This window comes from Myxococcus sp. CA005, from assembly GCF_006518205.1.
In the GTDB taxonomy this organism is placed as follows: domain Bacteria; phylum Myxococcota; class Myxococcia; order Myxococcales; family Myxococcaceae; genus Myxococcus; species Myxococcus xanthus.
Map to the genome: position 1 here is coordinate 83,628 of NZ_SRLV01000016.1, position 25,947 is coordinate 109,574.

Here is a 25,947-nt window from a genome sequence, read left to right on the forward strand (position 1 = left end):
CGTTCAAGCTGCCTCGGCTTCGCGGCAAGGCGGCTTGAATCGGGTCCTCTGGTCGTGTCCGAACGCGCAAGTGATTGCTTGCGCGGATTGACGCTGCATGCACATTTCATGAATACGCCCACGCTCAATGCTGGTTTGACAATCACCGCGCAATCGCTGGGGAGTTCGACGTTCCGGCGCCGGTTTGGTCTGGCCTATTCCTATGTCTCGGGTGCCATGTACCGGGGCATCGCGTCCGCTCCGTTGGTGGCGCGGATGGGGAAGGCCGGCTTCATGGGCTTCTTCGGCACGGGCGGCTGCTCGGTGGAGGAGATCGGCCGGGCGATTGATGAGATTCAATCCCAGCTGACGAAGGGTGAGCCCTTCGGCATGAACCTGCTGGCCAGTCATGGCGAATCGTCCCTGGAGCTGGAGACCGTCAAGCTCTACCTGGCCCGAGGTGTCCGCAACGTCGAGGCCGCCGCGTTCACCCAGGCGACGCCGTCCCTGGTGTTCTACCGCGTCAAGGGACTGCGGCAGGACGCCCAGGGCCGCGTCGTCTGTGACAACCGCATCATGGCCAAGCTCTCCCGTCCGGAAGTGGCCGAGGTCTTCATGTCTCCGCCGCCTCGGCGGTTGGTGGAGCAGTTGCTCCGCGACGCGATGATTACGCCGGAGCAGGCCGCGATGGCGGAGCGCGTTCCGCTCAGCCACGACATCTGTGTGGAGGCCGACTCCGGTGGCCACACAGACGGCGCGATTCCCACCATCATCCTGCCGACGCTGCTGCGGCTTCGCGACCGACTGGTGAGCCGGTACGGCTACGAAGAGCCCATCTGCATGGGCCAGGCGGGTGGCATCGGCACGCCGGAGGCCGCCGCCGCGGCGTTCATCATGGGCGCGGACTTCATCCTCACCGGCTCCATCAATCAGTGCACGGTGGAGTCCGGGATGAGCTCGGATGCGAAGCTGCTCCTCCAGGAGATGGGTGTGCAGGACACGGACTATGCGCCCGCGGGCGATATGTTCGAGATGGGCGCCAAGGTGCAGGTGCTCAAGAAAGGCGTCTTCTTCCCGGCGCGCGCGAACAAGCTCTATGCGCTCTACACGCACTACGACAGCGTGGATGACATTCCGGAGAAGGTGCGCAAGCAGCTTGAGAGCAGCTTCTTCAAGAAGAGCCTTTCGCAGGTCTGGGAAGACACCAAGGTGTACCTGCGCCGCAAGGGCCAGCAGGCCACGATTGACAAGGCAGAGGCCCATCCCAAGCAGAAGCTGGCCCTGATCTTCAGGTGGTACTTCGCTTACTCGACCCGGCTCGCCTTCGCTGGCACCGGCGAGGACCGCGTGAACTACCAGGTGCACACCGGGCCCGCGCTCGGGGCCTTCAACCAGTGGGTGAAGGGCACCGAATTGGAGTCCTTCAGCAACCGCCACGCGGACGTGATTGCCATGAAGCTGATGACGGAAGCCGCCGAATACCTCAACCGCCAGTACCCCAGGTTGGCCGGCCAGGAAGGGGGGCAGTCATGACGCGTCTCGAAATCTTGCAGGCGCTCCAGTCGGGACGGATGGCCTTGGCGGACGCCAAGAAGGCGTTGGCCGCCATCGAGGCGCAGGTGCAGCCGGAGGACTTCGGACTGGTGGTCGCGGGCGTGGGCGGCGTGGAGGCCGCGCGCCTGTCAGCCTGGGCCGTGGCACCGCCGTCGCCTGGGGACATCACCATCCAGGTGCGCGCGTCTGCCCTCAACTACCCCGACGTGATGTGTGTCCGGGGGCTGTACCCCACCATGCCCGAATACCCGTTCGTGCCGGGCTTCGAGGTGGCGGGTGTGGTCTCCGCCGTGGGGCCCGGCGTCGCCCGCTTCGCGGTGGGCGACGAGGTCATCGCCGTCACGGGACCGCTCCTGGGCGGACACGCCTCCAAGGTCAACGTGCCGGCGGACAACGCCGTGCGGAAGCCCGCGACGTTGACGTTCGAGGAGGCTTGCAGCCTGCCGGTGGTCTTTTCGACCGTCTATTACGCTTTTGAGATGGGCAAGCTCGCCGAGGGCGAGCACGTGCTGGTGCAGACCGCGACCGGTGGCTGTGGGCTCATGGCCTTGCAGTTGGCCCACCTGAAGCGGTGCATCTGTCACGGCAGCTCCAGCCGTGATGACAAGCGCAAGGTGCTCGAGCGCATCGGCGTTCCACACGTCATCGACTACACCGGTGACTTCGCGCCGGAGATTCGGAATCAGACCGGTGGGCGGGGCGTGGACGTGGTGCTCAACATGGTGTCCGGCGAGGCGATCCAGAAGGGGATCGACTCCCTGGCTCCTTTCGGGCGCTACCTCGAAATCGCGGTGCACGCCCTGAAGACCAGCCCGAAGCTGGACCTGTCCCGGCTGGTGCAGAACCAGACCCTCCACAGCATCGACCTGCGCAGGGTCGGGTTCGCCGGGCGCCTGGGGGCGCACCGCCTGCTGGATGAGATGGCCGCCATGGCGAGCGCGGGGGAGATCGTTCCCATTGTCTCGCGCGTCTACCCGGTCCGGAAGCTTCAGGACGCCCTCCAGTACGTGAGCGAGGGCAAGCACATTGGCAAGGTGGTCCTCAGTCACACGGCGGAGGAGGTCGTCGACCGCACGGAGGCGTGCATCGAGGCGATGGTTCGCCACCGCAAGCGCTTCGAGTCCTCCGCGCCTTCGAAGCCCACCGTGCCGGTGTCCCCACCTGAGGTTCGGACGGAGCGCCCGGTGACCCAGGACATGGAGCCGGTGGCGGTGATTGGGATGGCGGGCAAGTTCCCGCGCGCGAGTGATCTTGCGCAGTTCTGGCAGAACATCGCCCGGGGCGTGGACTGCATCTCGGAGGTGCCCGCCGGGCGCTGGTCGGTGGCGGAGCACTACGACGCCGACGGGAACACGCCGGGGAAGAGCTACAGCAAGTGGCTGGGCGTGCTGGAGGATGCGGAGAGCTTCGACCCGCTCTTCTTCGGCATCTCCCCGGCGGAAGCCGAGCGGATGGACCCGCAGCAGCGGCTGTTTCTCGCTGCGTGCTGGCACTGTATCGAGGACGCGGCCATCCGGCCCTCCTCGTTGTCGGATACGCGCTGCGGCGTCTTCGTGGGCTGCGGGCCCACGGACTACGGGCGTGACCTGCGTGGCGGTGACCTCAACGCCCAGGCGCTGATGGGAGGCGCGACGTCCATCCTCGCCGCCCGCATCTCCTACCTGCTGAACCTCAAGGGCCCCTGCCTGGCCATTGAAACGGCCTGCTCGTCTTCCCTGGTGGCCATCTCGCAGGCGTGTGACAGCCTCGTCCTGCGGAACTGCGACCTGGCCTTGGCGGGTGGTGTGAACGTCGCCTTCGGACCGGCGATGCACATCATGAGCAGCGACGCCGGCATGCTGTCGAAGGATGGCCGCTGCTTTACCTTCGATGCGCGCGCGAACGGCTTCGTCCCTGGCGAGGGTGTGGGCGTACTCCTGCTCAAGCGGCTGTCGGATGCCGTGCGCGACGACGACCCGATTGCCGGCGTCATCCGGGGGTGGGGCGTCAATCAAGACGGGAAGACGAATGGCATCACCGCGCCCAGTGCGAAGTCGCAGGCCGCGCTCGAGCGCGAGGTGTATCGCCGCTTTGGCATCGACGCGGACACCATTTCTCTGGTGGAGGCGCACGGTACCGGCACTCGGCTGGGCGACCCCATCGAGGTCGAGGCCCTGGTCGAGTCCTTCCGAGAGCACTCGGCGCGGAAGCACTACTGCGCGCTGGGCTCGGTGAAGAGCAACATCGGCCACCTCATGACGGCTGCCGGCGTGTCCGGTGTGCTCAAGGTGCTGATGGCCATGCGGCATCAGTCCCTGCCGCCGACCCTCCACTTCGAGGCCGTCAATCCGCACCTCGCGCTCGAAGGCTCGCCGTTCTACGTCAACACGGAGCTGAAGCCCTGGACTGGCGTCCCCGTCAGACGGGCCTGTGTGAGCTCGTTCGGTTTCAGCGGCACCAACGCGCACGTCGTGCTGGAGGAGGCACCGTCCCAGTCGCGGACCGTCGCGGGGGATGCCGTGTCACCGGCGGCGCCCGTGGTGTTCACGCTATCGGCCCGGACGGAGGTGCAGCTCAAGGAGCTGGCTCAATCGATGGCGGCGTTCATCTCGGCCACGCCGGACGTGGACCTTCGAGACCTGACGTACACCCTGCAAGTCGGCCGCGAGATGCTGGAGCACCGGTTGGCCATCCTGGCGGGCTCGCGGGAAGCCTTGCAGGAGGCGCTGGCCGCGTATCTCTCTGGCCGGCCGTCGGCGGCCGTGCTGTCGGGGCAGGCGAAGCGCACGGCAGCGAGCATCTCCGCCCTGGCCGCTGACGAGGACGGACGGGTCCTCTTCGAAAGCTGGCTGCACAAGGGGAAGCTCCGGAGGGTCGCGGACCTCTGGACGCAGGGCGTGGATGTCGACTGGCGGCGGCTGTACGCGACGCACACGCCTCGTCGGCTGCGCCTCCCGGGGTACCCGTTCTCGAAGAAGCGTTACTCCCCGCCCGTGGTGGAGGCGCAGGCCGTCTCCACGGTGAGAGGCGGCGCGGTGCTTCACCCCCTCGTCCACCGCAACAGCTCCGTCCTGGCTGAGCAGCGCTACAGCAGCACGCTCCGGGGCGACGCCTTCTACCTGGCGGACCATCAGGTCAACGGGCGCAAAGTCCTGCCCGCCGCGGCCTATCTGGAGATGGCTCGCTTCGCGGCCAGTGACGCATGGGCGGACGAAGCGGTGGGCCGGATACCTGTCCTCAGGAACATGGTCTGGACCTCGCCCTTGGTGGTGGATGACGCGGCGGAGGTCGGAGTCGCGCTTCATGCGCAGGATGCGGGGCGGCTGACGTTCGAGATTCATTCCGCGCCCGACGCAGCGGGGGAGCGCACCGTCCATTGCCGCGGTCTGGCGGAGTTGCAGGAGCGCGTGGCGCCGCGCCATGACCTCCGGCGGCTGGAGGCGGATTGCACCCTGCGCGTCCTGAGCCGGGAGCAGTGTTACGAGACCTTCGCCCGGCTTGGTTTGAACTATGGGCCCGGTCACCGTGCGCTTGTCCGGGTGCGGGTGGGGCACGGCCAAGCGCTGGGCGAGGTCGAGCTGCCCGAGCACCTGGTGGGCGACGGCCGATCGTTCGTGCTGCACCCCGCGCTGGTCGACTCCGCGCTGCAAGCGGTGGTCGGTGTGTTGGGCGACGAAGGCGGCACCGCGCCCGCGCTGCCGTTCGCAGTGGAAGAGGTCGTGGTCCATGGCCCGTGCATCCCAAGAATGTGGGCGGTCGTGCGGAGCGGGACCGGGGAGGGGATGGCACGGAAGCTCGACGTCGACTTGTGCGACGAACAGGGCGCTGTCCGTGTCTCCATCCACGCACTCTCCCTGCGGCCTCTTCCCGAGCAGCCGTCGGCCTCCGTGGCAACGGGACTGTTCCAGATGGAGTGGGTGCCTCGCGAGCTGCCCGCTGGCGATGCGGGGACGTTCGAACACCGTGTTGTCATCCTGTGCGGCATGCAGGGCGTGGACGTGGCGCAGCTGTCATCGCGGCTCGACGGTGCGGAGTGCGTGGCGGTGGACGCGTCGCATGCCTCCGTTGCGGACCGCTTCCTCCATGCGAGCGCGCAGTTGCTGGGTGTGCTCCAGCGAGTCACGACATCAAGGCTCTCGGGCAAGGCGCTGGTCCAAATGGTGGCCGCTTCAGGGGCCGACCTGCTGCTGTATGGCCTGAGTGGGATGCTCAAGACCGCGGCGCTCGAGGACGACAAGATCGTGGGCCAGACGGTGCTGCTCGCACATCCCGCTTCTTCGATCGACCAGATGGTCGAGGTGTTGCGGAACGAGGCGCGGGGGCTTGGTTCAAACTCCGTGCGCTACGACGAGGGCCGCCGGTTGCTCGCGACCTGGAAGGCCCGGTCCACCGACGCGGTCGCCACGGCTTCCTGGCCAGACAGTGGCGTCTACGTCATCAGCGGCGGGGCGGGGCGCCTCGGCTTGCGGGTCGCGGAGGAGATTGCTCAGCGCGCGCGTGGAGCGAGCATCGTGCTGGTGGGGCGCTCGGCACCAACGTCCGAAGTGGCGGCGCGAATCGAGCGCATCGCCGGCACAGGGACGCAGGTGGTGTACCGCCAGGCGGACGTCGGAGACCTGACCGCGGTCGATGCCCTGGTGCGAGAGGTCCGGAGCGCCTTCGGCCCCATCAAGGCCGTGGTGCATGCGGCGGGCCTCCTGCGTGACCGCTACCTCCGGGACAAGACCTCCGAGGAACTGCAGGCAGTGGCGTGGCCCAAGGTCCGGGGCATCGTGAACCTGGACCTGGCGACGCGCGGAGAGCCGCTGGAACTGTTCCTGGTGTTCTCGTCGATTGCCGGCGCCATCGGCAACATCGGCCAGGCGGACTACGCGGCGGCCAACGCCTTCATGGATGGCTATGCCGCGCACCGGGACGCACTGGTTCGGACTGGCGAACGTGCCGGGCGCACGCTGTCGGTCAACTGGCCCTTCTGGGAGGAGGGCGGCATGCAGGTCGATGCCGCCACGGCGAAGCGCAAGGTCCGTGAGTGGGGGCTGGCGGCACTGTCGAGCACCCAGGCCTTCGACGCGCTCTATCGCGGCCTGCGCACGGATGCGGCCCAGTTGATGGTGCTCTCGGGGCACCTGGAGGCCATCCAGCGCCGACTGACCTTGTCGGAGGAGGGCGGGGCACATCGCGCGGCGACTGGCGCGGCGCGCGCCGTGACGATTGATGACGACACCCTGAGGACGCAGGTCCGCCAGGTCCTCATGTCGGTCGTGTCGAAGGTCCTCAAGATTCCGTTCGAGGAGCTCGACGCCGACGCCGAGCTCAAGGAGATGGGCTTCGACTCCATCTCGCTGACCGACCTCGCGCACCAGCTTGCTGGGGAGTACCGGCTGGACCTGGCTCCCACCGTGTTCTTCGAGCACCCGACCATCAACGCCCTGGTGGGACGGCTGGTCAGCGAGCACCGGCCACTGCTGGCCGAAAGGCATCGCGGTGTGGCGGGCCCCGTGGCCGACACGTCGCCCGAAGACACGCTGCCGACGCCTCCCGTCAGCCGGCGTTCAGGGCGTCGTTCACCAGGCTTCAGTCCGGCGGCGGTCGCGAAGGTGCCGGGACAGCGGGAGCCGGTCGCGGTGGTCGGCATGAGTGGCGCGTTCCCCGGCGCCCCCGATCTGGCGGCCTTCTGGCGGAACCTCGCGGCGGGGCGTGACTGCATCGAGGAGATCCCCGCGGACCGCTGGAACTGGCGAGACTACTTCGGCGACCCGGCGGCGGAGGACAACAAGACCCGCATCCGGCACGGCGGCTTCATCGAAGGCGTTGGCGAGTTCGACCCCCTGTTCTTCGGCATCTCCCCGTCGGAAGCCGAGATCATGGACCCGCAGCAGCGGCTCTTGATGACGCACGTATGGCGCGCCATCGAGGACGCGGGTCACGCGCCGCAGAGCCTGGCTGGCAGCAACACCGCCATCTTCGTGGGAACGGGCAACACCGGCTATGCGTCACTGCTGGAGCGTTCTGGCGTCGCCATCAAGGGAAGCACCGCCACCGGCTCCGTGCCTTCCGTGGGACCGAACCGGCTGAGCTACCTGCTGGACCTCCATGGCCCCAGCGAGCCCATCGAGACCGCCTGCTCCAGCTCCCTGGTCGCGGTGCACCGCGCGCTCCTCGCCATCGAGCTGGGGCTGTGTGACGCGGCCCTGGTCGGCGGGGTGAACACCATCGTCACCCCGGACGCGCACATCGGCTTCGGCAAGGCCGGGATGCTGAGTGAGGACGGGCGCTGCAAGGCCTTCGCTCGCGGCGCGGACGGCTACGTGCGAGGCGAGGGCGTGGGCGTGCTGTACCTCAAGCGCCTCAGTCTGGCCGAGCGCGACGGGGACCACATCTACGGATTGTTGCTGGGCAGCGCCGAGAACCACGGCGGCCGGGCGAACTCACTCACGGCGCCCAACCCCAAGGCCCAGGCTGACCTCATCGAGGCCGCCTGGCTGCGCGCGGGCGTGGACCCACGCACGGCGGGCTACATCGAGGCTCACGGCACGGGGACGTCGCTGGGAGACCCGGTCGAAATCAACGGGCTCAAGAGCGCCTTCCACTCCCTCTACGAGAAGACGGGGGCGGCTGAAGGCACCGACGCGCACATCGGCATTGGCTCGGTGAAGAGCAACATCGGGCACCTGGAGCTGGCCGCCGGTGTGGCGGGGCTCGTCAAGGTGCTGTTGCAGATGCGGCACGGGGTGCTCGCGAAGAGCCTCCATTGTGAGGAGCTGAATCCCTACATCGCGCTCAAGGGGTCGCCCTTCTACGTGGTGCAGGAAGGCCGTCCCTGGCTCGCGCTGAAGGATGCCAGCGGCCGTCCGTTGCCACGGCGCGCGGGCGTCAGCTCCTTTGGCTTTGGCGGCGTCAACGCTCACGTCGTCGTGGAGGAGTACGTACCAAGCCACGAAGCGACTCCGACGCCGCTGCGTGGGCCGGCCATCTGCGTGCTCTCCGGTCGGACGGAGGAGCAGCTGCGGCAACAGGCCCGGCAGCTGCACGAGGCGGTGGAGCGGGAAGGGTACCGGGACGAACACCTGCCCGCGCTTGCGTACACGCTTCAGGTGGGCCGTGACGCCATGGAGGAGCGCCTGGCCTTGTTGGTGGACTCCATCGCCGGGCTCCAGGAGAAGCTCCGTGCCTTCGTGGACGGCGCGGGCGCGGGCGACGCGGTGTTCCGCGGTCACGTGAAGCGGAACAAGGACGCGCTGTCCGTGTTCACGGGCGACGACGACCTCCAGGAGGCCATTGCGTCGTGGTTGAGCAAGGGCAAGTACCACAAGCTGCTCGACCTCTGGACCAAGGGACTGTCGTTCGACTGGAACCGGCTGTACGGGGCCCAGCGGCCGCAGCGGCTGAGCCTGCCCACGTACCCGTTCTCCCGGACGCGTTACTGGGTCCCGGAAGGGGAACAGCCTGCCGGTGTGCCCACGTGGGGAGCGCTGAGGGCTGGCGGCGTGGACGCCCTGCATCCGCTGCTGCGGCGGAATGTCTCCGACCTCCGCCAGCAGGGCTACGAGGCCGTGTTCAGCGCGGACCAGTTCTTCCTCGCTGACCACGTGATTCTAGGCAAGCGGGTGGTGCCCGGCGTCGTCTACCTGGAGATGGCGCGTGCCGCGCTCCAGCTCGCCGAAGGGGAGGAGGCGGCGGTCGTCCGGCCCGTTCGCGTGACGAACGTGACGTGGCCCCAGCCGCAGGTGGTGGAGGGGCCCACGACCGAGCTGCGCGTGTCGCTGTTCCCCGAGGACGATGGGCGCGTGCGATTCGACATCCACAGCGGCTCCGACGACACGCACGTCTGCCACAGCCAGGGCCTGGTGACTTTCTTCGAGCCGAAGCCCGCGGCGGCGGTGGATGTGGCCGCCCTGAAGTCGCAGTGCCAGCGCGGTGAGCTGTCCGCCGAGCAGTGCTACCAGGCCTTTGCGTCACTGGGGGCCGCTTATGGACCGGGGCACCGGGCGCTCCGCGCCGTCTATCAGGGCGTTGACCAGGTCCTGGCGAGGCTCGTCCTTCCGGAGGGCCTCGGTTCGACGGTGGCGCCCTACGTCCTGCACCCCTCGCTGATGGATGCGGCATTGCAGGCGACCATCGGCCTGAGCGCGCAGGAGTCGCCGGCTCCCATCGGGTTGCCGTTCTCGGTGGATGCGGTGGAGGTTCTGGCTCCTTGTCCGCCCCAGCTGTGGGTCTGGATCCGGAACGCAGCGGGAAGCACTGCGGGAGGGGCTGTGCGGAAGCTGGACCTGGACCTGCTCGCGGACGACGGACAGGTGTGCATCCGGCTCAAGGGCTTCCTGATGCGGCCGGTGAAGGAGCTGCGCGCCGCGCCCGCGCCTCGAATCCTGGCTCCGGCAGAAGAGGTGGATGCCTCGCCGGCCGATGCCGGACCCTTGGGGGACCCAAGCTCGGTGCGGGACCAGATTCGCAGCGTCCTCATCACGGAGGTCGCGCGGGCCGTCAAGGTCAGCGCGGGTGACATCGAGATCAACACGGAGTTCAGTGAGTATGGCTTCGACTCCATCAGCCTGACGGAGTTCACCAGCCGGCTGAACCACGGGTATGGCCTGTCGCTCACGCCGACGCTGTTCTTCGAGCTGCCCACCATTGCAGCGTTGTCCGAGCACCTCGCTGAGAAGTACCGGCAGAACTTCGACCGGTACATGGTCGTCGCCAAGCGAGGCGCCGATTCGGGGAACACACCAGCGCCGACGAAGGCGGTGGGGCCGAAGGCGGAGGCACGGCGGCTGCGACGCATGCCTCGGCCGTCTCGGAGCGCGGAACCGCTCACGTATGGCAATGACGAACCACTGGCCGTCATCGGCATGAGTGGCCGCTTCCCCATGGCCGAGGACCTGGAGGCGTACTGGCGGAACCTGCGGGACGGTGTCGACTGCATCCAGGAGATTCCCGCGTCCCGCTGGGACTGGCGGGAGATCTACGGCGACGCGAATCAGGAGCCCGGGAAGACGCTCATCAAGTGGGGCGGGTTCATCGACGGCATCGACGAGTTCGACCCGCTCTTCTTCGGCGTCTCGCCTTCCGAGGCGGAGCTGATGGACCCCCAGCAGCGCCTGTTGATGACCTACGTCTGGCTGGCGATGGAAGACGCGGGCTACTCCGCCAGCTCGCTGTCGGGTACTCGGACCGCGCTGTTCATCGGCACGGGACAGGCCGGGTACGGCTCGCTCATCGAGCAGGCGAACGCCGAAATCAAGAGCTACGCGTCGACGGCCGCGGTGCCCTCCGTGGGCCCGAACCGGATGAGCTACTTCCTCAACATCAAGGGCCCGAGCGAACCCATTGAGACGGCCTGCTCCAGCTCGCTGGTGGCGGTGCACAAGGCGATGTTGGCCATCCACCGGGGCGAGTGCGACACGGCCATCGTCGGCGGCGTCAACACGCTCCCGACGCCCGCGGGGCACATTGGCTTCGACAAGGCCGGCATGTTGAGCCCGGATGGGCGCTGCAAGACGTTCTCGGACCAGGCGAACGGGTACGTGCGCGGTGAAGGCGTGGGCATGTTGATGCTGAAGCGCCTCTCCCTCGCCGAGGCGGATGGCGACCACATCTATGGCGTCATCCGGGGAAGCGCCGCCGGGCATGGCGGACGGACGAACTCGCCCACCGCGCCCAGCCCCAAGTCCCAGGCCGAGCTGCTGCATGCGACCTACACGCAAGCTGGCATCGACCCGCGAACCGTCACGTTCATCGAGGCGCACGGCACGGGAACCTCGCTGGGAGACCCCATCGAAATCGACGGGCTCAAGAGCGCCTTCACCGCGCTGGACCCGACGCTCGGCGCGGGCCCCGTGGACCGCGCCTTCTGCGGCCTGGGCTCCGTGAAGACGAACATCGGCCACCTGGAGCTGGCGGCCGGCGTCGCCGGCGTCATCAAGGTGCTGCTGCAGATGAAGTACAAGACGTTGGCCAAGAGCCTGCACAGCGAGCAGTTGAACCGGCACATCCGTCTGGACGGTTCACCTTTCTTCATCGTGCGCGAGACGCAGCCATGGCCCGCGTTGGAGGACGGCGCCGGCAACGTGGTTCCGCGCCGGGCCGGCGTCAGCTCGTTTGGCATCGGCGGTGTGAATGCCCACGTGGTCGTGGAGGAGTACCTGCCATCGAGTGCGCCCGCCGCGGAGGTTCCGCAAGACGCGCCGCACCTCATCGTGCTGTCGGCGAAGAACGAGGCCCGCCTCATCGAGCGCGCGCGGCAGTTGCTGCATGCCGTGGAGCAAGGCGAGGTGTCGCAGGCGGACCTGCCGTCGGTGGCGTACACCCTGCAAGTCGGCCGCGATGCGATGGAGGAACGGCTGGGGCTACTCGCGCGCTCGTTGGAGGAGCTGAAGGAGAAGCTCCTCGAGTTCACCGAGGGCAGGGGGCTGGCGGACAGCGTGTACCGGGGCCACGTGAAGCGGCATAAGGAGTTCCTGTCCGTCTTCGCGGATGACGCGGAGATGCAGGAGGCGGTGGCCAAGTGGATGGCCCGGGGCAAGCTGTCGAAGGTCCTAGAGGTCTGGACGCGTGGCATGCCCGTCGACTGGGCGAAGCTGCATGGCGGCGCGCAGCTCCGGCGACGGAGCCTTCCCACCTATCCCTTCGCGAAGGAGAAGTACTGGGTAGCGAAGCCGGCGCGCGCGGAGAACCGCGTCCGGGCCGGCAGCCGGGCGGCCCTGCATCCGCTGGTGCATGAGAACTCGTCCGACCTGCGGGGGCAGCGCTACAGCGCCCACCTCACGGGAGAGGAGTTCTTCCTCCGAGACCATGTCGTGGGCCAGGACAAGGTGCTGCCCGGCGTGGCCTTCCTGGAGATGGCGCGCGCCGCGGTGGTGAACGCCAGTGGCCTGACGCCTCCCGGCAAGGTGACACTGCGGAACGTCGTCTGGTCACGGCCCATCATCGTGACCGACGCCCCGGTGCAGGTGCACATCGGTCTGGAGGCGGAGCAGGACGGCAGCGTCGTCTTCGAAATCTACGGAGGCACCGACGAGGCGCCGCTGCTCTTCTGTCAGGGGCGGGCGCGCATCGGCGCTGGGACGGACGAGGAGGCCACTGCACCTTGCGTGGACCTGTCGGTCCTCCAGTCCGGTTGTCAGGACCGGCGACAGAGCGGCGCGGCCGTCTACCAGACGTTCGCGTCGGCCGGGCTGACCTACGGACCCACGCTTCGTGCGCTCCAAGAGCTCTCGGTGGGTCGTGGCCAGGTGCTGGCGCGGGCCGTGCTCCCCGAGCAGGTGTTGAGCAGCCAGGGGCAGTTCGTCCTGCATCCGAGCTTGCTGGATGCCGCGTTGCAGGCGGCCCTCGGTCTGCACTCGGACGAGGGAGGACAGCTCTCGCTTCCGTTCGCGCTCGATGCGCTGGAGGTGTGGGACGGGCCTGCTCCCTCGGACGTCTGGATTCACCTGCGCGATGAGACGGACGGCGCCGCGGGTAAGAACCGGCAGAAGATTTCCATCTCCCTCTGTGACCGCGACGGCAAGGTCTGGGTCCGCCTGAAGGGATTCTCCACGCGGCCCGTGCCCGCGGCCGGTGTGCGCGCTGGCGCCGAGAATCACGTCCTCCTGTTCGCGCCCATCTGGGAGGAGACGGCGCTCGCGAGCGCGCCTATCACAGCGGCGCGGCGCCGGGTGCTCGTCTTCTGTGGCGCCACCAGCGCCGTGGCCGAGGCCGCCGCGAACCGGATTCAGGGGGCGCAGAAGGTGGTCATGGGGACGTCGGCCGCCAGCGCGCCGGAGCGCTTCCGTGAGCTGGTTCAGAAGCTGTTCGAGGCCATCAAGGGAATGGCGTTGCAAGCAGGCCGCGAGGCGACGCTGCTCCAGTGTGTGGTGTCCACGCAGGACACGGAGCGGGACTCCCTGAGGGGCTTGCTCGGTCTCTTCAAGACGGCGCGACTGGAGCACCCGACGTTGCAGCTCCAGATGGTGGAGGTCGACGCGCCAACGGACGTCGAGCGAGTGGTCGCGCGGCTCCAGTCCAGCAGCACGGCGCCGGAGCTTCCGCACCTCCTGTTCCAGGACGAGAAGGTGTTGGTGACCCGGTGGCGGGAGCTGACAGCGCCGGCCCCGGAGGCGCCACTCTGGCGGAAGGGGGGTACCTACCTCATCACCGGTGGCGCGGGCGGCCTGGGCAAGCGGTTCGCGCAGACCATCGTCGAGGCCACGGAGCAAGCCTCCATCGTGCTCACGGGCCGTTCGCCGGCGGGGGATGCGCAGCGGGCATTCATGGAGTCCCTGCGGCGGCCCGGTGTGCGCGTGGAGTACCGCCCCTGTGACGTCACCCGTGCCGAGGACTGTCAGGCGCTCATCGCCTGGGTGCGGGACACCTTCGGCGGACTCAATGGCATCCTCCACGCGGCGGGCGTGATTGAGGACAGCCTGCTCAAGAACAAGGACTGGGAGGCCTGGGAGCGGGTGCTGGCACCCAAGGTCCAGGGGCTCACCTGTCTGGACGAGGCCAGCCGTAGCGAACGGCTCGACTTCTTCGTGATGTTCTCGTCCTTCGCGGGGGCCATCGGCAACCCGGGGCAGTCGGACTACGCGGCCGCGAACGCCTACATGGATGCGTATGCCCGCCAGCGGGAAGCGCGAGTGGCCCGGGGCGAGCGCTTCGGAAAGACGCTGTCGATCAACTGGCCGCTGTGGCGCGAGGGCGGCATGCATGTCGACGCCGCGACCGAACAGATGATGACCCATGCCACCGGCATGGCGGTCCTGGAGACGACCGCCGGCGTGCAAGCCTTCCAGCACGCCCTGGAGCACGCGCAGAGCCAGGTCATGATCCTGGCGGGACAGGCCGAGCGGATCCGCAAGTGGCTGGGCCGCAGCGGGCTGCTGGAAGGAACGTCGGTGAGCCCGAGCCCGTCGGCCAGCGCGACCTCAAGCACCGCGGAGCCGGGGGATGAAGTACGTGCCCGCGTCTCGGCGATGTTGTGCTCGGAGATCGCGGTGGTCCTCAAGGTGGATGCCGCCGCCGTGGACGCGGACAGTGAGCTGAGTGAGTACGGATTCGACTCCATCACCCTCACCGAGTTCGCGAACAGGCTGAACCGGGCCTACGAGCTCGACCTGACGCCGCCCGTGCTCTTCGAGTACCCGAGCGTGGATACGCTGGCGGGCTACCTGCTGCGTGCACACCGCGAGTCAATGGTGCACCACTTCGGTGAGCAGGAACGCGGCGCCACGCCGGAAGTCGTCAGCCTGGCCGAACGGATGCCCGCGGCCGAGCCAGTGACATCCGCGTTGAGGACGCGTGAGCGGAGGGGTGGCTCGCGCGGACGTTCTGTTGAACCGGCGCGGACGGACGCGCCGTCGACGTCCACGCCGGCCCGCCGGGGACCCACGCCCCTGGCCGTGGTCGGGATGAGCGGCTGCTTCCCCGGGGCCCGTGACCTGGAGCAGTTCTGGACCAACCTGGCCGGTGGTGTCGACTCCATCACCGAGGTCCCTGCGTCGCGCTGGGATTGGCGCGAGCTCTACGGAGACCCACGCAAGGAGGGGAACAAGACGAAGGTGAAGTGGGGCGGCTTCATCGAAGGCGTCGAGGAGTTCGATCCACTCTTCTTCGGCATCTCACCCGTCGAGGCCGAGGTCATGGACCCGCAGCAGCGGCTGCTGATGATGCATGTCTGGCGGGCCATCGAAGACGCCGGCTACGCCCCACACAGCCTGTCGGGGACGCGGACGGGCATCTTCGTGGGCACCGGCATCACCGGCTACAACAGCCTGGTCGAGCGGGCGAACCTCGCCATCCAGGGGTATTCGTCCACGGCGGTCGTCCCGTCGATTGGTCCCAACCGGATGAGCTACCTCCTCAACCTCCATGGACCGAGCGAGCCCGTGGAGACCGCCTGCTCCAGTTCGCTGGTGGCGCTGCACCGGGCGATGGAGGCCATCGACAGCGGAAGCTGCGACATGGCGCTCGCGGGTGGCGTGAACACGATTGTCACGCCCGGGGGACACATCGCGTTCGACAAGGCCGGCATGCTCAGCGAGGACGGCCGCTGCAAGACATTCTCAGCCACTGCCAACGGCTACGCCCGGGGTGAAGGCGTCGGCGTCGTCTTCCTCAAGCGGCTGGCGGACGCGGAGCGGGATGGTGACCCCATCTACGGCGTCATCCGCAGCAGTGCGGAGAACCATGGCGGCCGGGCCAACTCGCTGACGGCGCCGAACCCCAACGCCCAGTCGCAGCTCCTCCAGGACGCCTACCGGAAGGCGGACATTGATCCGCGCACCATCGGCTACGTGGAGGCGCACGGCACCGGGACGGAGCTCGGAGACCCGGTGGAGGTGAATGGCCTGAAGAGCGCCTTCGCGGCGCAAATCGAGGCCCGGGGTGGCGGTACGAGCCTCGAGAAGCACTGTGGGCTCGGCTCGGTGAAGAGCAACATCGGGCACCTGGAGCTGGCCGCTGGCATGGCGGGCGTCATCAAGGTGCTGCTCCAGATGAAGCACCGGATGCTGGTCAAGACGCTGCACTGCGAGCGCTTGAACCCGTACATCAAGCTGGAGGACAGCCCGTTCTTCATCGTTCAGCAGACGCAGGACTGGCCGGCCCTGATGGACGAGCGCGGGCAGCCGCTGCCCCGGCGCGCGGGCGTCAGCTCGTTCGGCTTCGGTGGCGTCAATGCGCACGTCGTCATGGAGGAGTACCTGGGGAACGCTCGGGCCAATGCGGCCAAGGCGGATGTGCCCCGTGGGCCCGTGGCCATCGTCCTCTCCGCGAAGAACGCCGAACGGCTTCGGGAGCAGGCCGCGCAGTTGCTGGATGCGGTTCGGAGCGGGCGCTGGTCGGACGCGGAGCTTCCCTCGCTGGCCTACACGCTCCAGGTCGGGCGAGAGGCCATGGAGGAGCGGTTGGCCATGGTGGTCGACTCCCTGGCGGCGCTGGAGACCCGGCTGCAGGTGTTCCTCACGGGAGGCAGGGAGGGGCTCTTCGTGGGGGGCCGCGCTGGCAGGGCGCATCCGTCCGGGAAGGGTTCCGCCGAGGCAGAAGCCGCCGTACGAGACGCGGTGACGGCGTGGAAGGCGGGAGACGCCTCGCCGTTGCTCGGGCTGTGGGCAACGGGGGGGACCGTTGACTGGACACAGCTCTACGCGGCGCCGTTGAGCCGCACCCACGTCCCCGCGTACCCGTTCGCGCGGGAGCGTTACTGGATTTCCCCCGCGCCCCCGCGGGAACAACAGACGCTTGAAAAACCGGTTGCTCAGACACGCCCATCGCTGATCGGACAGCTGCGGACGCGCATCGGCGCGGCCGCTATCGAGGGAGAAACCGTCAATGATTGAGTCGCTTCCGCGCCTCCTCGGAGCGCAGCTCGAAGCCATGGGCTGCTTCACGCGGCTGCCCGCGCGCCTCGACGAGATGCAGGCCTCGTCTGGAATCTCACCGCGGTACGCGCGCTGGTTCAGTGAGAGCGTCGCGGCGCTGGTCCGGCACGGCGTCCTCTCCACGCGCGATGGAAAGACGTACACCCGGTCCGGGCCTCCTTCGCGTCCCGATGAGGTCTGGCAGGAGTGGGAAGGGTCGCGCTCGCGGTGGACGCAGGATCCGAACACGCGCGCGCTGACCACGTTGGCGGAGACCACCATCAAGGCGCTCCCCGACATCCTCGTGGGCAGGCAGCTGGCCACGGATGTGCTCTTCTCGCGTGGCTCGATGAGCCTGGTCGAGGGGGTCTACAAGCACAACCCGGTGGCCGACTTCTTCAACGACGCGCTCGCCCGGAGTGTGGTGGCGTACGCCGAACTCCTGCGCGAACAGTCCCCGGGGGCACGCGTCCGCATCCTGGAGATCGGGGCGGGCACGGGCGGCGCCACCGCGCACGTCCTGGCCATGCTGCGCACCTGCGCGCTGGACGTCGAGGAGTACTGCTTCACCGACGTCTCCCCGGCGTTCCTCCAGCACGCGGAGAAGACGTACAGCCCCGGCAACCCGTTCCTGACGCGCCGGCTGCTGGACATCGATGTCCCTCTGGAGGCGCAGGGGATTCCCCGTGCGCACTTCGACATTGTCCTGGCCAGCAACGTGTTGCACGCGACGCCGGACATCCGCCGGACCCTGCGCAACGCCAAGTCCGCGCTGGCCCAGAACGGGCTGCTCATCCTCAATGAGATCAGCCACAACACCCTCTTCGCGCATCTCACATTCGGGTTGCTCGACGGATGGTGGAGCTACGAGGACGAGGACCTGCGGATTCCTGGCTGCCCGGCGCTGGCTCCTGAGACGTGGAAGGCAGTGCTCGAATCGGAAGGATTCAGCTCGGTCTTCTTCCCGGCGGCCGATGCTCACGAGCGTGGCCAGCAGGTCATCATCGCGGAGAGCGATGGCGTCATCCAGCCCATCAGCCCGCGCGCCCAGCGGCAGCGGGCCCCGGAGCCTCGCCCCGTCATCACGGATGCCACGTCCATCGAGGAGCGGGTCCGGGACGTCATCAAGGCGTGCGTCGCGAAATCCCTCAAGGTTCCGGAGTCGCAGATCCAGGTCGACTACAGCTTCGCGGACTACGGCGTGGATTCGATCATCGCCGTGAACCTGAGCAACGCCATCAACGACGCCTGTGGCACGTCGCTGCCGACGACGGTGCTCTTCGACTACAACAGCGTCGCGGCGCTGAGTCAGTTCATTGCCCGGAATCACGGCGCCGAGGCATCGCGGCTGTTGGACGACAAGCCGCGAGAGGCGCCTGTGCCCCCGCGCGAAGTCCTTCGTGATGACAGGGAGGCGCCGCTGCCCGTCGCCGTGAGTTCCCTCCGGAAGACGGTGGCGGTCGCGACGGCGGAGGAGCCCATCGCCATCGTGGGAATGAGCGCCCGCTTCGCCCAGTCCGACTCGGTGGAGGCGCTGTGGCGGCACCTGGAGGCGGGACGCGACCTGGTGGAGGACGTTCGCCGCTGGGACCTGGCGAGCCACTACGCCTCCACGCTGTCGGGCGAGGGCGACCGGTGCATGCGGGGCAGCTTCATCGAAGGCATCGACCGCTTCGACCCGTCCTTCTTCAACATCTCCGCGCTGGAGGCCCGATGCATGGACCCGCAGCAGCGGCTGTTCCTGGAGGAGTCCTACAAGGCGCTGGAGGATGCCGGGTACGCGGGGAGCACGCCGTACCATCAGCGCTGCGGCGTGTACGTCGGGTGCGCGAACGGTGACTACGCGACGCTGCTTCCACGTCAGGCTCCGGCGCAGGCGTTCTGGGGCAATGCCAGCTCCGTCATCCCCGCACGCATCGCCTACTTCCTGAATCTGCAGGGCCCGGCGCTGGCCGTGGACACCGCCTGCTCCAGTTCTCTCATCGCCATCCACCTGGCATGCCAGGGCCTGTGGCGGCGGGAGACGAATATGGCGCTGGCCGGTGGCGTCCATCTGAACTCGACGCCGACGTTCTACGTGCTCTCCAGCCGAGGCGGCATGCTGTCGCGCAAGGGGCGCTGTGGCACCTTCTCCGATGAGGCCGACGGCTTCGTGCCAGGGGAGGGCGTGGGCGTGGTGGTGCTGAAGCGGCTGTCGGATGCCATCGCGGATGGAGACCACGTCCGCGGCGTGATTCGTGGCACCGGCGTCAACCAGGACGGCACCACCAATGGGCTCACCGCGCCCAGCGGCAAGTCACAGGAGCGGCTGGAGCGGGAGGTCTACGAGCGCTTCGGGGTGAACCCGGAGGACATCCAGATGGTGGAGGCCCATGGGACGGGCACCCGGCTGGGCGACCCCATCGAGTTCGATGCGCTGACGAAGTCCTTCGGCGCCTATACCCGCAAGCGGGGCTACTGCGCCTTGGGGTCCATCAAGACGAACCTGGGCCACACCGCGACCGCCGCGGGCGTGGCGGGCATCATCAAGGTGCTGCTGTCGATGCAGCACCGGAAGATCCCCGCGTCGCTGCACTGCAATGCGACCAACCCGGCGATCGACCTCGAGCGCAGTCCGTTCTTCGTCAACACCCAGACCCGGGGCTGGGACGTGGAGCCGGGAAAGCCGCGCTGCGCGGCGGTGAGCTCGTTCGGATTCAGCGGCACCAACGGGCACGTCATCCTCGAAGAGGCGCCCTTTCAGGAACGACGCATCTCGGGACAGGCGCCGGGATACCTCATCGCCTTGTCGGCGCACACCGCGGCCCAGCTGAAGGCGTTGGTGGAGCGGCTCGCCGCGCACCTCAAGCTCGAGCGGATCGACTGCGATGACATCAGCAAGACGCTGCTGCTGGGACGGCGCCACCTGGCCCACCGTCTGGCGTGTGTGGTCCGTGACGAGCGGGAGCTGTCGGCCGCGTTGGAGACGTGGCTGGCGAAGGGAAGGGCGCCCGGGGTGCACGTCTCGGAGGTCAACGAGAACACCCGGCGGGAGCAGGCCGAATTCCGGCGGTACGGCAATGCATGCATCCAACAGTGCGCGGAGGGCGCTCCGACCGCTGAGTACCTGGAGAAGCTGGCCGTCATCGCGGACCTCCATCTTCAGGGTTACACGTTGGAGCTGGAGGGGTTGTTCCGCGCTGGCCGCTCGCGGCGGATTCCCCTGCCGAGCTACCCCTTCGCCCGGGAGTCGTACTGGGTGGCGGGAGAAACCCCGCTCGCCGAGCGCCAGCCTCCACCGGCGCCGCAGCGGCTGCATCCCATGCTCCATCGGAACGGGGCCGGACCGGATGGAACGGGGTATGCCTCCACGTTGAACGGGAACGAGCCGTTCCTGGCCGATCACCAGGTCAACGGCAACAGGGTGCTCCCCGCCGTCGCCTATCTGGAGATGGCCCGGGCCGCCGTCGTCCACCGGACGGGCGCCACGAGCACGGGCGACATCCGCTTGAGCAACGTCGTCTGGTCACAACCCATCGTCGTCAACGGCGTCAACCGGGAGATCCACCTCACGCTCGACGGAGCCAGTGAGGGAGGTGGTGCGTTCTCCTTCGAGGTGCAGACGGCTGGCGCGGGACAGGGCAGTAGGGCGGTGCTCCACAGCCAGGGGCAGGCGCAGCGCATGGCGTTGCCGCGTCCACAGCGTGTCGACCTCGGTGCCCTGAGGGCGGCGTGCGGCCGCGAGGTCGTCGCGGGCGGCACCCTCTACACGAACTATCAGCGGCTGGGCCTGCAGTACGGTCCCGCGCATCAGAGCGTTCGTGAGGTGTACGTCGGCGACGGGCAGGTGCTCGCGGAGGTCGTGCTGCCCGACGGCGTGGCGGAGAGCGACGCCTACATCCTGCATCCCAGTGTGCTCGACGGGGCGCTGCAGGCCATCATGTGCCTGCATCCTGGCGGTGACCGCGGTGAGCTGCCCTTCGCTCTGAAGGAACTCCAGGTCTTCTCCGCGTGCGCCAGACCTACGTGGGCCTGGATTCGCCGCAGTCCCGACAACGAAGCCCCTTCCGGACGACGGGAAGGCATGACGCAGCGCTATGACCTGGACCTCTGTGATGACCAGGGCCGCGTCGCGGTGGTGCTGCGGGGGTTCTCGACTCGGCCGGTGTTGACGGCGCCCGTGCGCGAAAGTGCCGACACCCTGGTCGGTGATGTCCTGGTGGCCCCGGTATGGGAGACCGCTGTCATCGAGCCGGAAGTGGCCACGCCTTCTGCCACGCAGCACGTGTTGGCCGTCGGCGCCACGGATGAAATCGCGGCAGGTCTCGCAATCCGGTGTGGACGTGTCGAACGCCTGGTCATCGACGAAGGTGACAGCATCGAGCGCATTCGCGACCGGCTGCGCGGGCTGGATCGAATCGACCACGTGGTGTGGGTCGCGCCCGAGGAACCCCTGGCGTTCAACGAGGTGGCTCCCCGGCAGTCGAAGGGCGTGCTGTCACTGTTCCGCTTGGTGAAGGCACTCCTGAGCGCTGGGCACGGAAGCTCACGCCTGGAGTGGACGGTGGTGACCTATCGCGCGCAGTCCACGGGCCGAGGCGATGAGGTGGACCCCACGCATGCCGCGGTGCACGGGCTGATCGGCTCGATGGCCAAGGAGTACGGGCATTGGAAGGTCCGGCTCGTCGACCTGCCAGATGCGGGCGCCTGGCGGGACGCTGCGCTCTGGGACCTCCCGTTCGATGCCCAGGGCAATGCCGTCGTGTACCGGCAGGGGCAGTGGCACCGGCAGAAGCTGCTACCGGTCGACTGGGACGCGTTCGCCGCGAGCACGCCCTCCGTCTACCGGGATGGCGGCGTGTACGTCGTCATTGGCGGGGCGGGCGGGCTCGGCGGCGTGTGGACCGAGTTCATGATTCGCAAGCACCGGGCCCACGTCTATTGGCTGGGCCGGCGGCCGGTGGATGCGGACATCGAAGCCAGGCTGCGAGAGCTGGGGGCGCTGGGCCCTCGGCCGACGTACCTCCGCGCGGATGCCGCGGACGAAGGCGCGCTGCGAGAGGCCTACCGGAAGATTCGGGAGCAGCACTCCGCCATCCATGGCGTCGTGCACTCGGCCATCGTATTGAGGGACCAGAGCCTGGCGGCGATGGACGAGGACCGCTTCCGCGCGAGCCTGGCCGCCAAGGTGGAGACCAGCATCCACATGGCCCGGGTGTTCCAGCAGGAGCCGCTGGACTTCATCGTGTTCTTCTCATCCATCAACAGCTTCACGAAGGCGCCGGGGCAGAGCAACTATGCGGCCGGGTGCACCTTCGTTGACGCGCTGGCCTCGCACCTGGCGCAGACATCGCGGTGCGCGGTCAAGACGCTCAACTGGGGCTATTGGGGCAACGTGGGCATCGTGGCCACGGAGGAGTATCGCCGCCGGATGGAGCAGTTCGGCATCGGCTCCCTGGCTCCCGCCGAGGCGATGAAGGCGCTGGAAACCCATCTGTGCTCGCCGCTGGAGCAGGTGGGGATGCTGAAGACCACCCGGCCCGCAGCGCTGGCTGGCGTCAGCACAGATGACCGGCTCAGTGTTCAGCGTGGCCCTGCGCGCGCGTCACTCGTCGCATCGGCGACCCGGGGCGCCGCCGCCCGCGCCGCGGGAATCGCGGAGACGAAGGCCGCGGTGGGGCTCGAGGCAGAACGGCTGGCGGCGGTCGAGTCGCTTCTGGTGGACCTGCTGGCCGCCCAGTTGCATGACATGGGGCCCGGTGTGGCCTCCAGCCATCGCCACTGGTTCACCGAAAGCATGGCCATCCTGGCGCGTCGTGGCTACGTGGCCGCTGACGGCACCCGCTTCCTCGAAGGAAAGGTGCCGGACCGGGAACAGGCGTGGGCACGGTGGACGCAGTCGAGCGCCGAGTGGCGGCAGGTACCCACGTTGCGAGCCGTCGTCGGGCTGCTCGAACCGGCACTGCGGGCGCTCCCTGACATCATCACCGGCAAGCGCCGCACCACGGACGTGATGTTCCCGGGCGGCCGGATGACGCTGGTCGAGGACCTCTACAAGCACAACCCCGTCTCCGACTTCTTCAACCAGGCGACGTCGGCGGCCGTCGCGGACTGCGTCGCCGAGCGCGTGCGGAGCGCGCCTTCCGCCGGGCTTCGAGTGCTCGAAATCGGCGCGGGCACGGGCAGCACGACGGCCTCGGTGCTGGCGGCGCTGGCGCCATACCGGACGCACGTCGCGGAGTATTGCTTCACGGACGTGTCGAAGGCCTTCCTGCTGCACGCGCGAGAAGCCTATGGCGCGGCCCATCCGTTCATGCGGTTCCAGTTGTTCGACGTGTCACGTCCGCTGGCGGAGCAGGACCTGGAGCAGGGCGCCTACGACATCGTGATTGCCAGCAACGTGATTCACGCCACGACCGATGTCCGGGAGAGCCTGCGGAACGCAAAGGCGGCGCTGGCCCAGGGTGGCGTGCTGGCACTCAACGAACTCACGGCCAACACGTTGATGGCGCACCTCACGTTCGGGTTGCTCGACGGGTGGTGGGCGTTCGCGGACAAGGCCTCGCGGCTGCTAGGCGGTCCGGCGCTCTCTCCTTCGCTGTGGAAGCGCGCACTGGAGCGCGAGGGCTACCGCTCGGTCGCGTTCCCCGTGGAGGACGCGCATCACCTGGGGCAGCAGATTGTCCTCGCGGAGAGTGACGGCATCGTCCGGCAGCCTCGGGCCGCTCGGACGAAGGCACTCGCAGGGCGGGGGGAAGACGCGCGTCACACCGTCGCCGCGCCGGCCGTCGCGTCGCCGAAGTCCACGGGCCTGTCGGGGGGCGAGCTGCGGACCGTCGTCCGGGACTGCCTGGCCGCGTGCGTGGAGATGGCGCCAGCGGCGGTTGCGAACGACCGCAGGTTCACCGAATACGGCGTGGACTCCATCATCGCCGTCAAGCTGATCAACGCGATTGGCCAGCGGCTGGGCCTGGTGCTGGAGACCACGCTGCTGTTCGACCACGGCACCGTCGACGAGCTCGCGGACGCGCTGGTGGCCCGGTATGGCGCTCAGCTCCAGGTGTCGCGTCCCCTGGCGAAGAAGGCGGCGCCCGCGCCGCAGCCTGAGGTTCCCGCGGCGCTGGGGCTCACGCCCTCCGCCGAGGCGCCCCTGGTGTGCAGGGTGCTGTTGGAGCGGCCGGGGCAGGCGGATGACATCAAACGCATCATGAACACCGCGCAGCCGCTGGAAGACCGCGAGGTCCGTGTGGCGGTGAGGGCGTTCTCGCTCAACTTCGGCGACCTGCTGTGCATCAAGGGCCTCTATCCCACGATGCCTCCCTATCCCTTCACCCCGGGCTTCGAGGCGAGCGGCGTGGTGGTGGAGATAGGGGCGGCGGTGCGCTCGCTCAAGCCGGGAGACGCGGTGGTCGCCGGCATGGGAGAGATGCTGGGCGCGCATGCCACGTCCATCGTGTGCTCCGAGTCGCGGGTGTTCCTCAAGCCCGCGAACCTGAGCTTCGAGGAAGCGTGCGCGTTGCCCGCCGTGTCGCTCACCATGATTGACGCCTTCAAGAAGGCGGACCTCCAGCCGGGCGAGCGCATCCTGATTCAGACGGCCACGGGCGGCACGGGCTTGATTGCCGTCCAGCTCGCGCAGCTTCAGGGCGCGGAGATCTTCGCCACCGCGGGCTCGGCCGAGAAGCTCGAGTACTTGAAGCGTCTGGGCGTCCATCACTGCATCAACTACCTCGAGGAGGATTTCGAGGCGGCGGTGAAGCAACTCACCCATGGCGAGGGGGTGGACGTGGTCATCAACACCCTGTCGGGGACCGCCATCCAGAAGGGCGTGAGGTGTCTGCGGCCGGGAGGCAGGTACATCGAGCTGGCGATGACCGCGCTCAAGTCCGAGAAGTCGTTCGACTTGTCCGTGCTCAATGACAATCAGACTTTCTTCAGTCTCGACCTGAGAAAGCTGGCGAGCTCGCGGCCGGATGTCATTGCCCGGCATCAACATGAGTTCGTCAGACTGGTGGAGGAGGGCAAGCTCCGGGCGACCATTCACCGCACGTTCCCCTTCAGCGACGTGCAGAGCGCGTACAAGGCCCTGGAGGACCGGAAGAACATCGGGAAGATTGTCGTCACCATCGACTCGCCGCATCTGGATACACAGGACGTGAGCGCGCCTGCCGCGGTGGGCCGTTCGACGGAGCCCCTGGACCTTGGCGCGTTCACCCGCTTCCAGGAACTGGTCCGTCTCAACGGCAGCACCGAGGGCCGGCCCATCTTCTGGTTCCACGGCGGCATGGGCGGCGTCGAGGTCTACCGCGCCCTGTCCCAGGAGATCCGCCGTCCCTTCCTGGGGATTCAAGCGCGCGGCTGGATGAGCCAAGAGGCGCCCATCGCCGGCATCGAGGCCATGGCGTCCTACTACGTGGACATCCTCCTGGCGGCCCAGCCCGAGGGGCCCTATGAGCTGGGGGGCTACTCCCTGGGCGGAATGCTGGCCTACGAGGTGACTCGCCAGTTGCAGGAACGCGGGGCGCGGGTGGCTTCCATCGTCATGCTGGATGCACCCGACAGCACCCATCTGGATGTGTTCCAGTTCTCACGGCGCACGGCGACGTTCCAGGCGGTCAACACGGCCCTGTTCTCCTCCATTGCCCATCACCCGGAACGGCTGGAGCAGACGCTCATCCACCGCGATGAGGTGGAGGCGGACCTGGATGACACGGCTCTGCTGCGCCAGCTGATGGGGCTCGCGCAGTCGCGAGGCCTGAGCAAGGACGAGAACCAGGTGCGTTTCATGGTCGAGCAGAACGCTCGGGTCCATGCGGCGTACGACGTGGGCCGGTTCCGGCTCAAGCCCCTGCTTCGTCCGGAGGAGGTGGCGGTGTTCTATCTGCGCAATGGCAGTTGCAGCTTCTTCGGCAACCTGGAGCCGTATCTCACCCTGACGCCCGGCGAGTTGACGTTCGACGGAACCAACTACTGGGCGGAGTGGGAACGGTTCCTGCCCCGGATGCAGATTCTGGAAGTCGCTTCGTCAAACCATCTCATGTTGCTCGCGGAGCCCGCTGTTCAACGGGTGATTGCCGGATTCTGTGCCCGGTTCTACGGGAAATAGTTGTTACGAAAGGGC

At 68.0% G+C, this 25,947-nt stretch carries 3 protein-coding genes; all 3 read left to right on the plus strand.

The window, feature by feature from the left end:
* The first annotated feature begins 108 nt into the window (after positions 1–108).
* The 3 genes from FMQ63_RS09880 to FMQ63_RS09890 are packed head-to-tail and all read left to right on the plus strand — an operon-like array spanning position 109 to position 25,932.
* A complete protein-coding gene (locus FMQ63_RS09880) occupies positions 109–1,512 on the plus strand; it encodes a PfaD family polyunsaturated fatty acid/polyketide biosynthesis protein (protein ID WP_044274842.1) in 1,404 nt (467 codons plus the stop codon).
* Positions 1,509–16,826 carry an SDR family NAD(P)-dependent oxidoreductase gene (locus tag FMQ63_RS09885; protein WP_020480755.1) on the plus strand — a complete coding sequence of 5,106 codons (15,318 nt, stop codon included), beginning with the start codon at positions 1,509–1,511 and terminating at the stop codon, positions 16,824–16,826. Before FMQ63_RS09880 ends, FMQ63_RS09885 begins: the two co-directional genes overlap by 4 nt.
* Complete coding sequence (locus FMQ63_RS09890) at positions 16,819–25,932, plus strand: SDR family NAD(P)-dependent oxidoreductase (protein WP_011553942.1); 9,114 nt, start codon at positions 16,819–16,821, stop codon at positions 25,930–25,932. The genes FMQ63_RS09885 and FMQ63_RS09890 overlap by 8 nt, the downstream gene beginning before the upstream one ends.
* The last annotated feature ends 15 nt before the right edge of the window (positions 25,933–25,947 follow it).

What these genes read in the sequence shown, in the direction of transcription:
- FMQ63_RS09880 (WP_044274842.1), top strand. Translation starts at nt 109, where the DNA reads ATGAATACGCCCACGCTCAATGCTGGTTTGACAATCACCGCGCAATCG.
- FMQ63_RS09885 (WP_020480755.1), top strand. Translation starts at nt 1,509, where the DNA reads ATGACGCGTCTCGAAATCTTGCAGGCGCTCCAGTCGGGACGGATGGCC.
- FMQ63_RS09890 (WP_011553942.1), top strand. Translation starts at nt 16,819, where the DNA reads ATGATTGAGTCGCTTCCGCGCCTCCTCGGAGCGCAGCTCGAAGCCATG.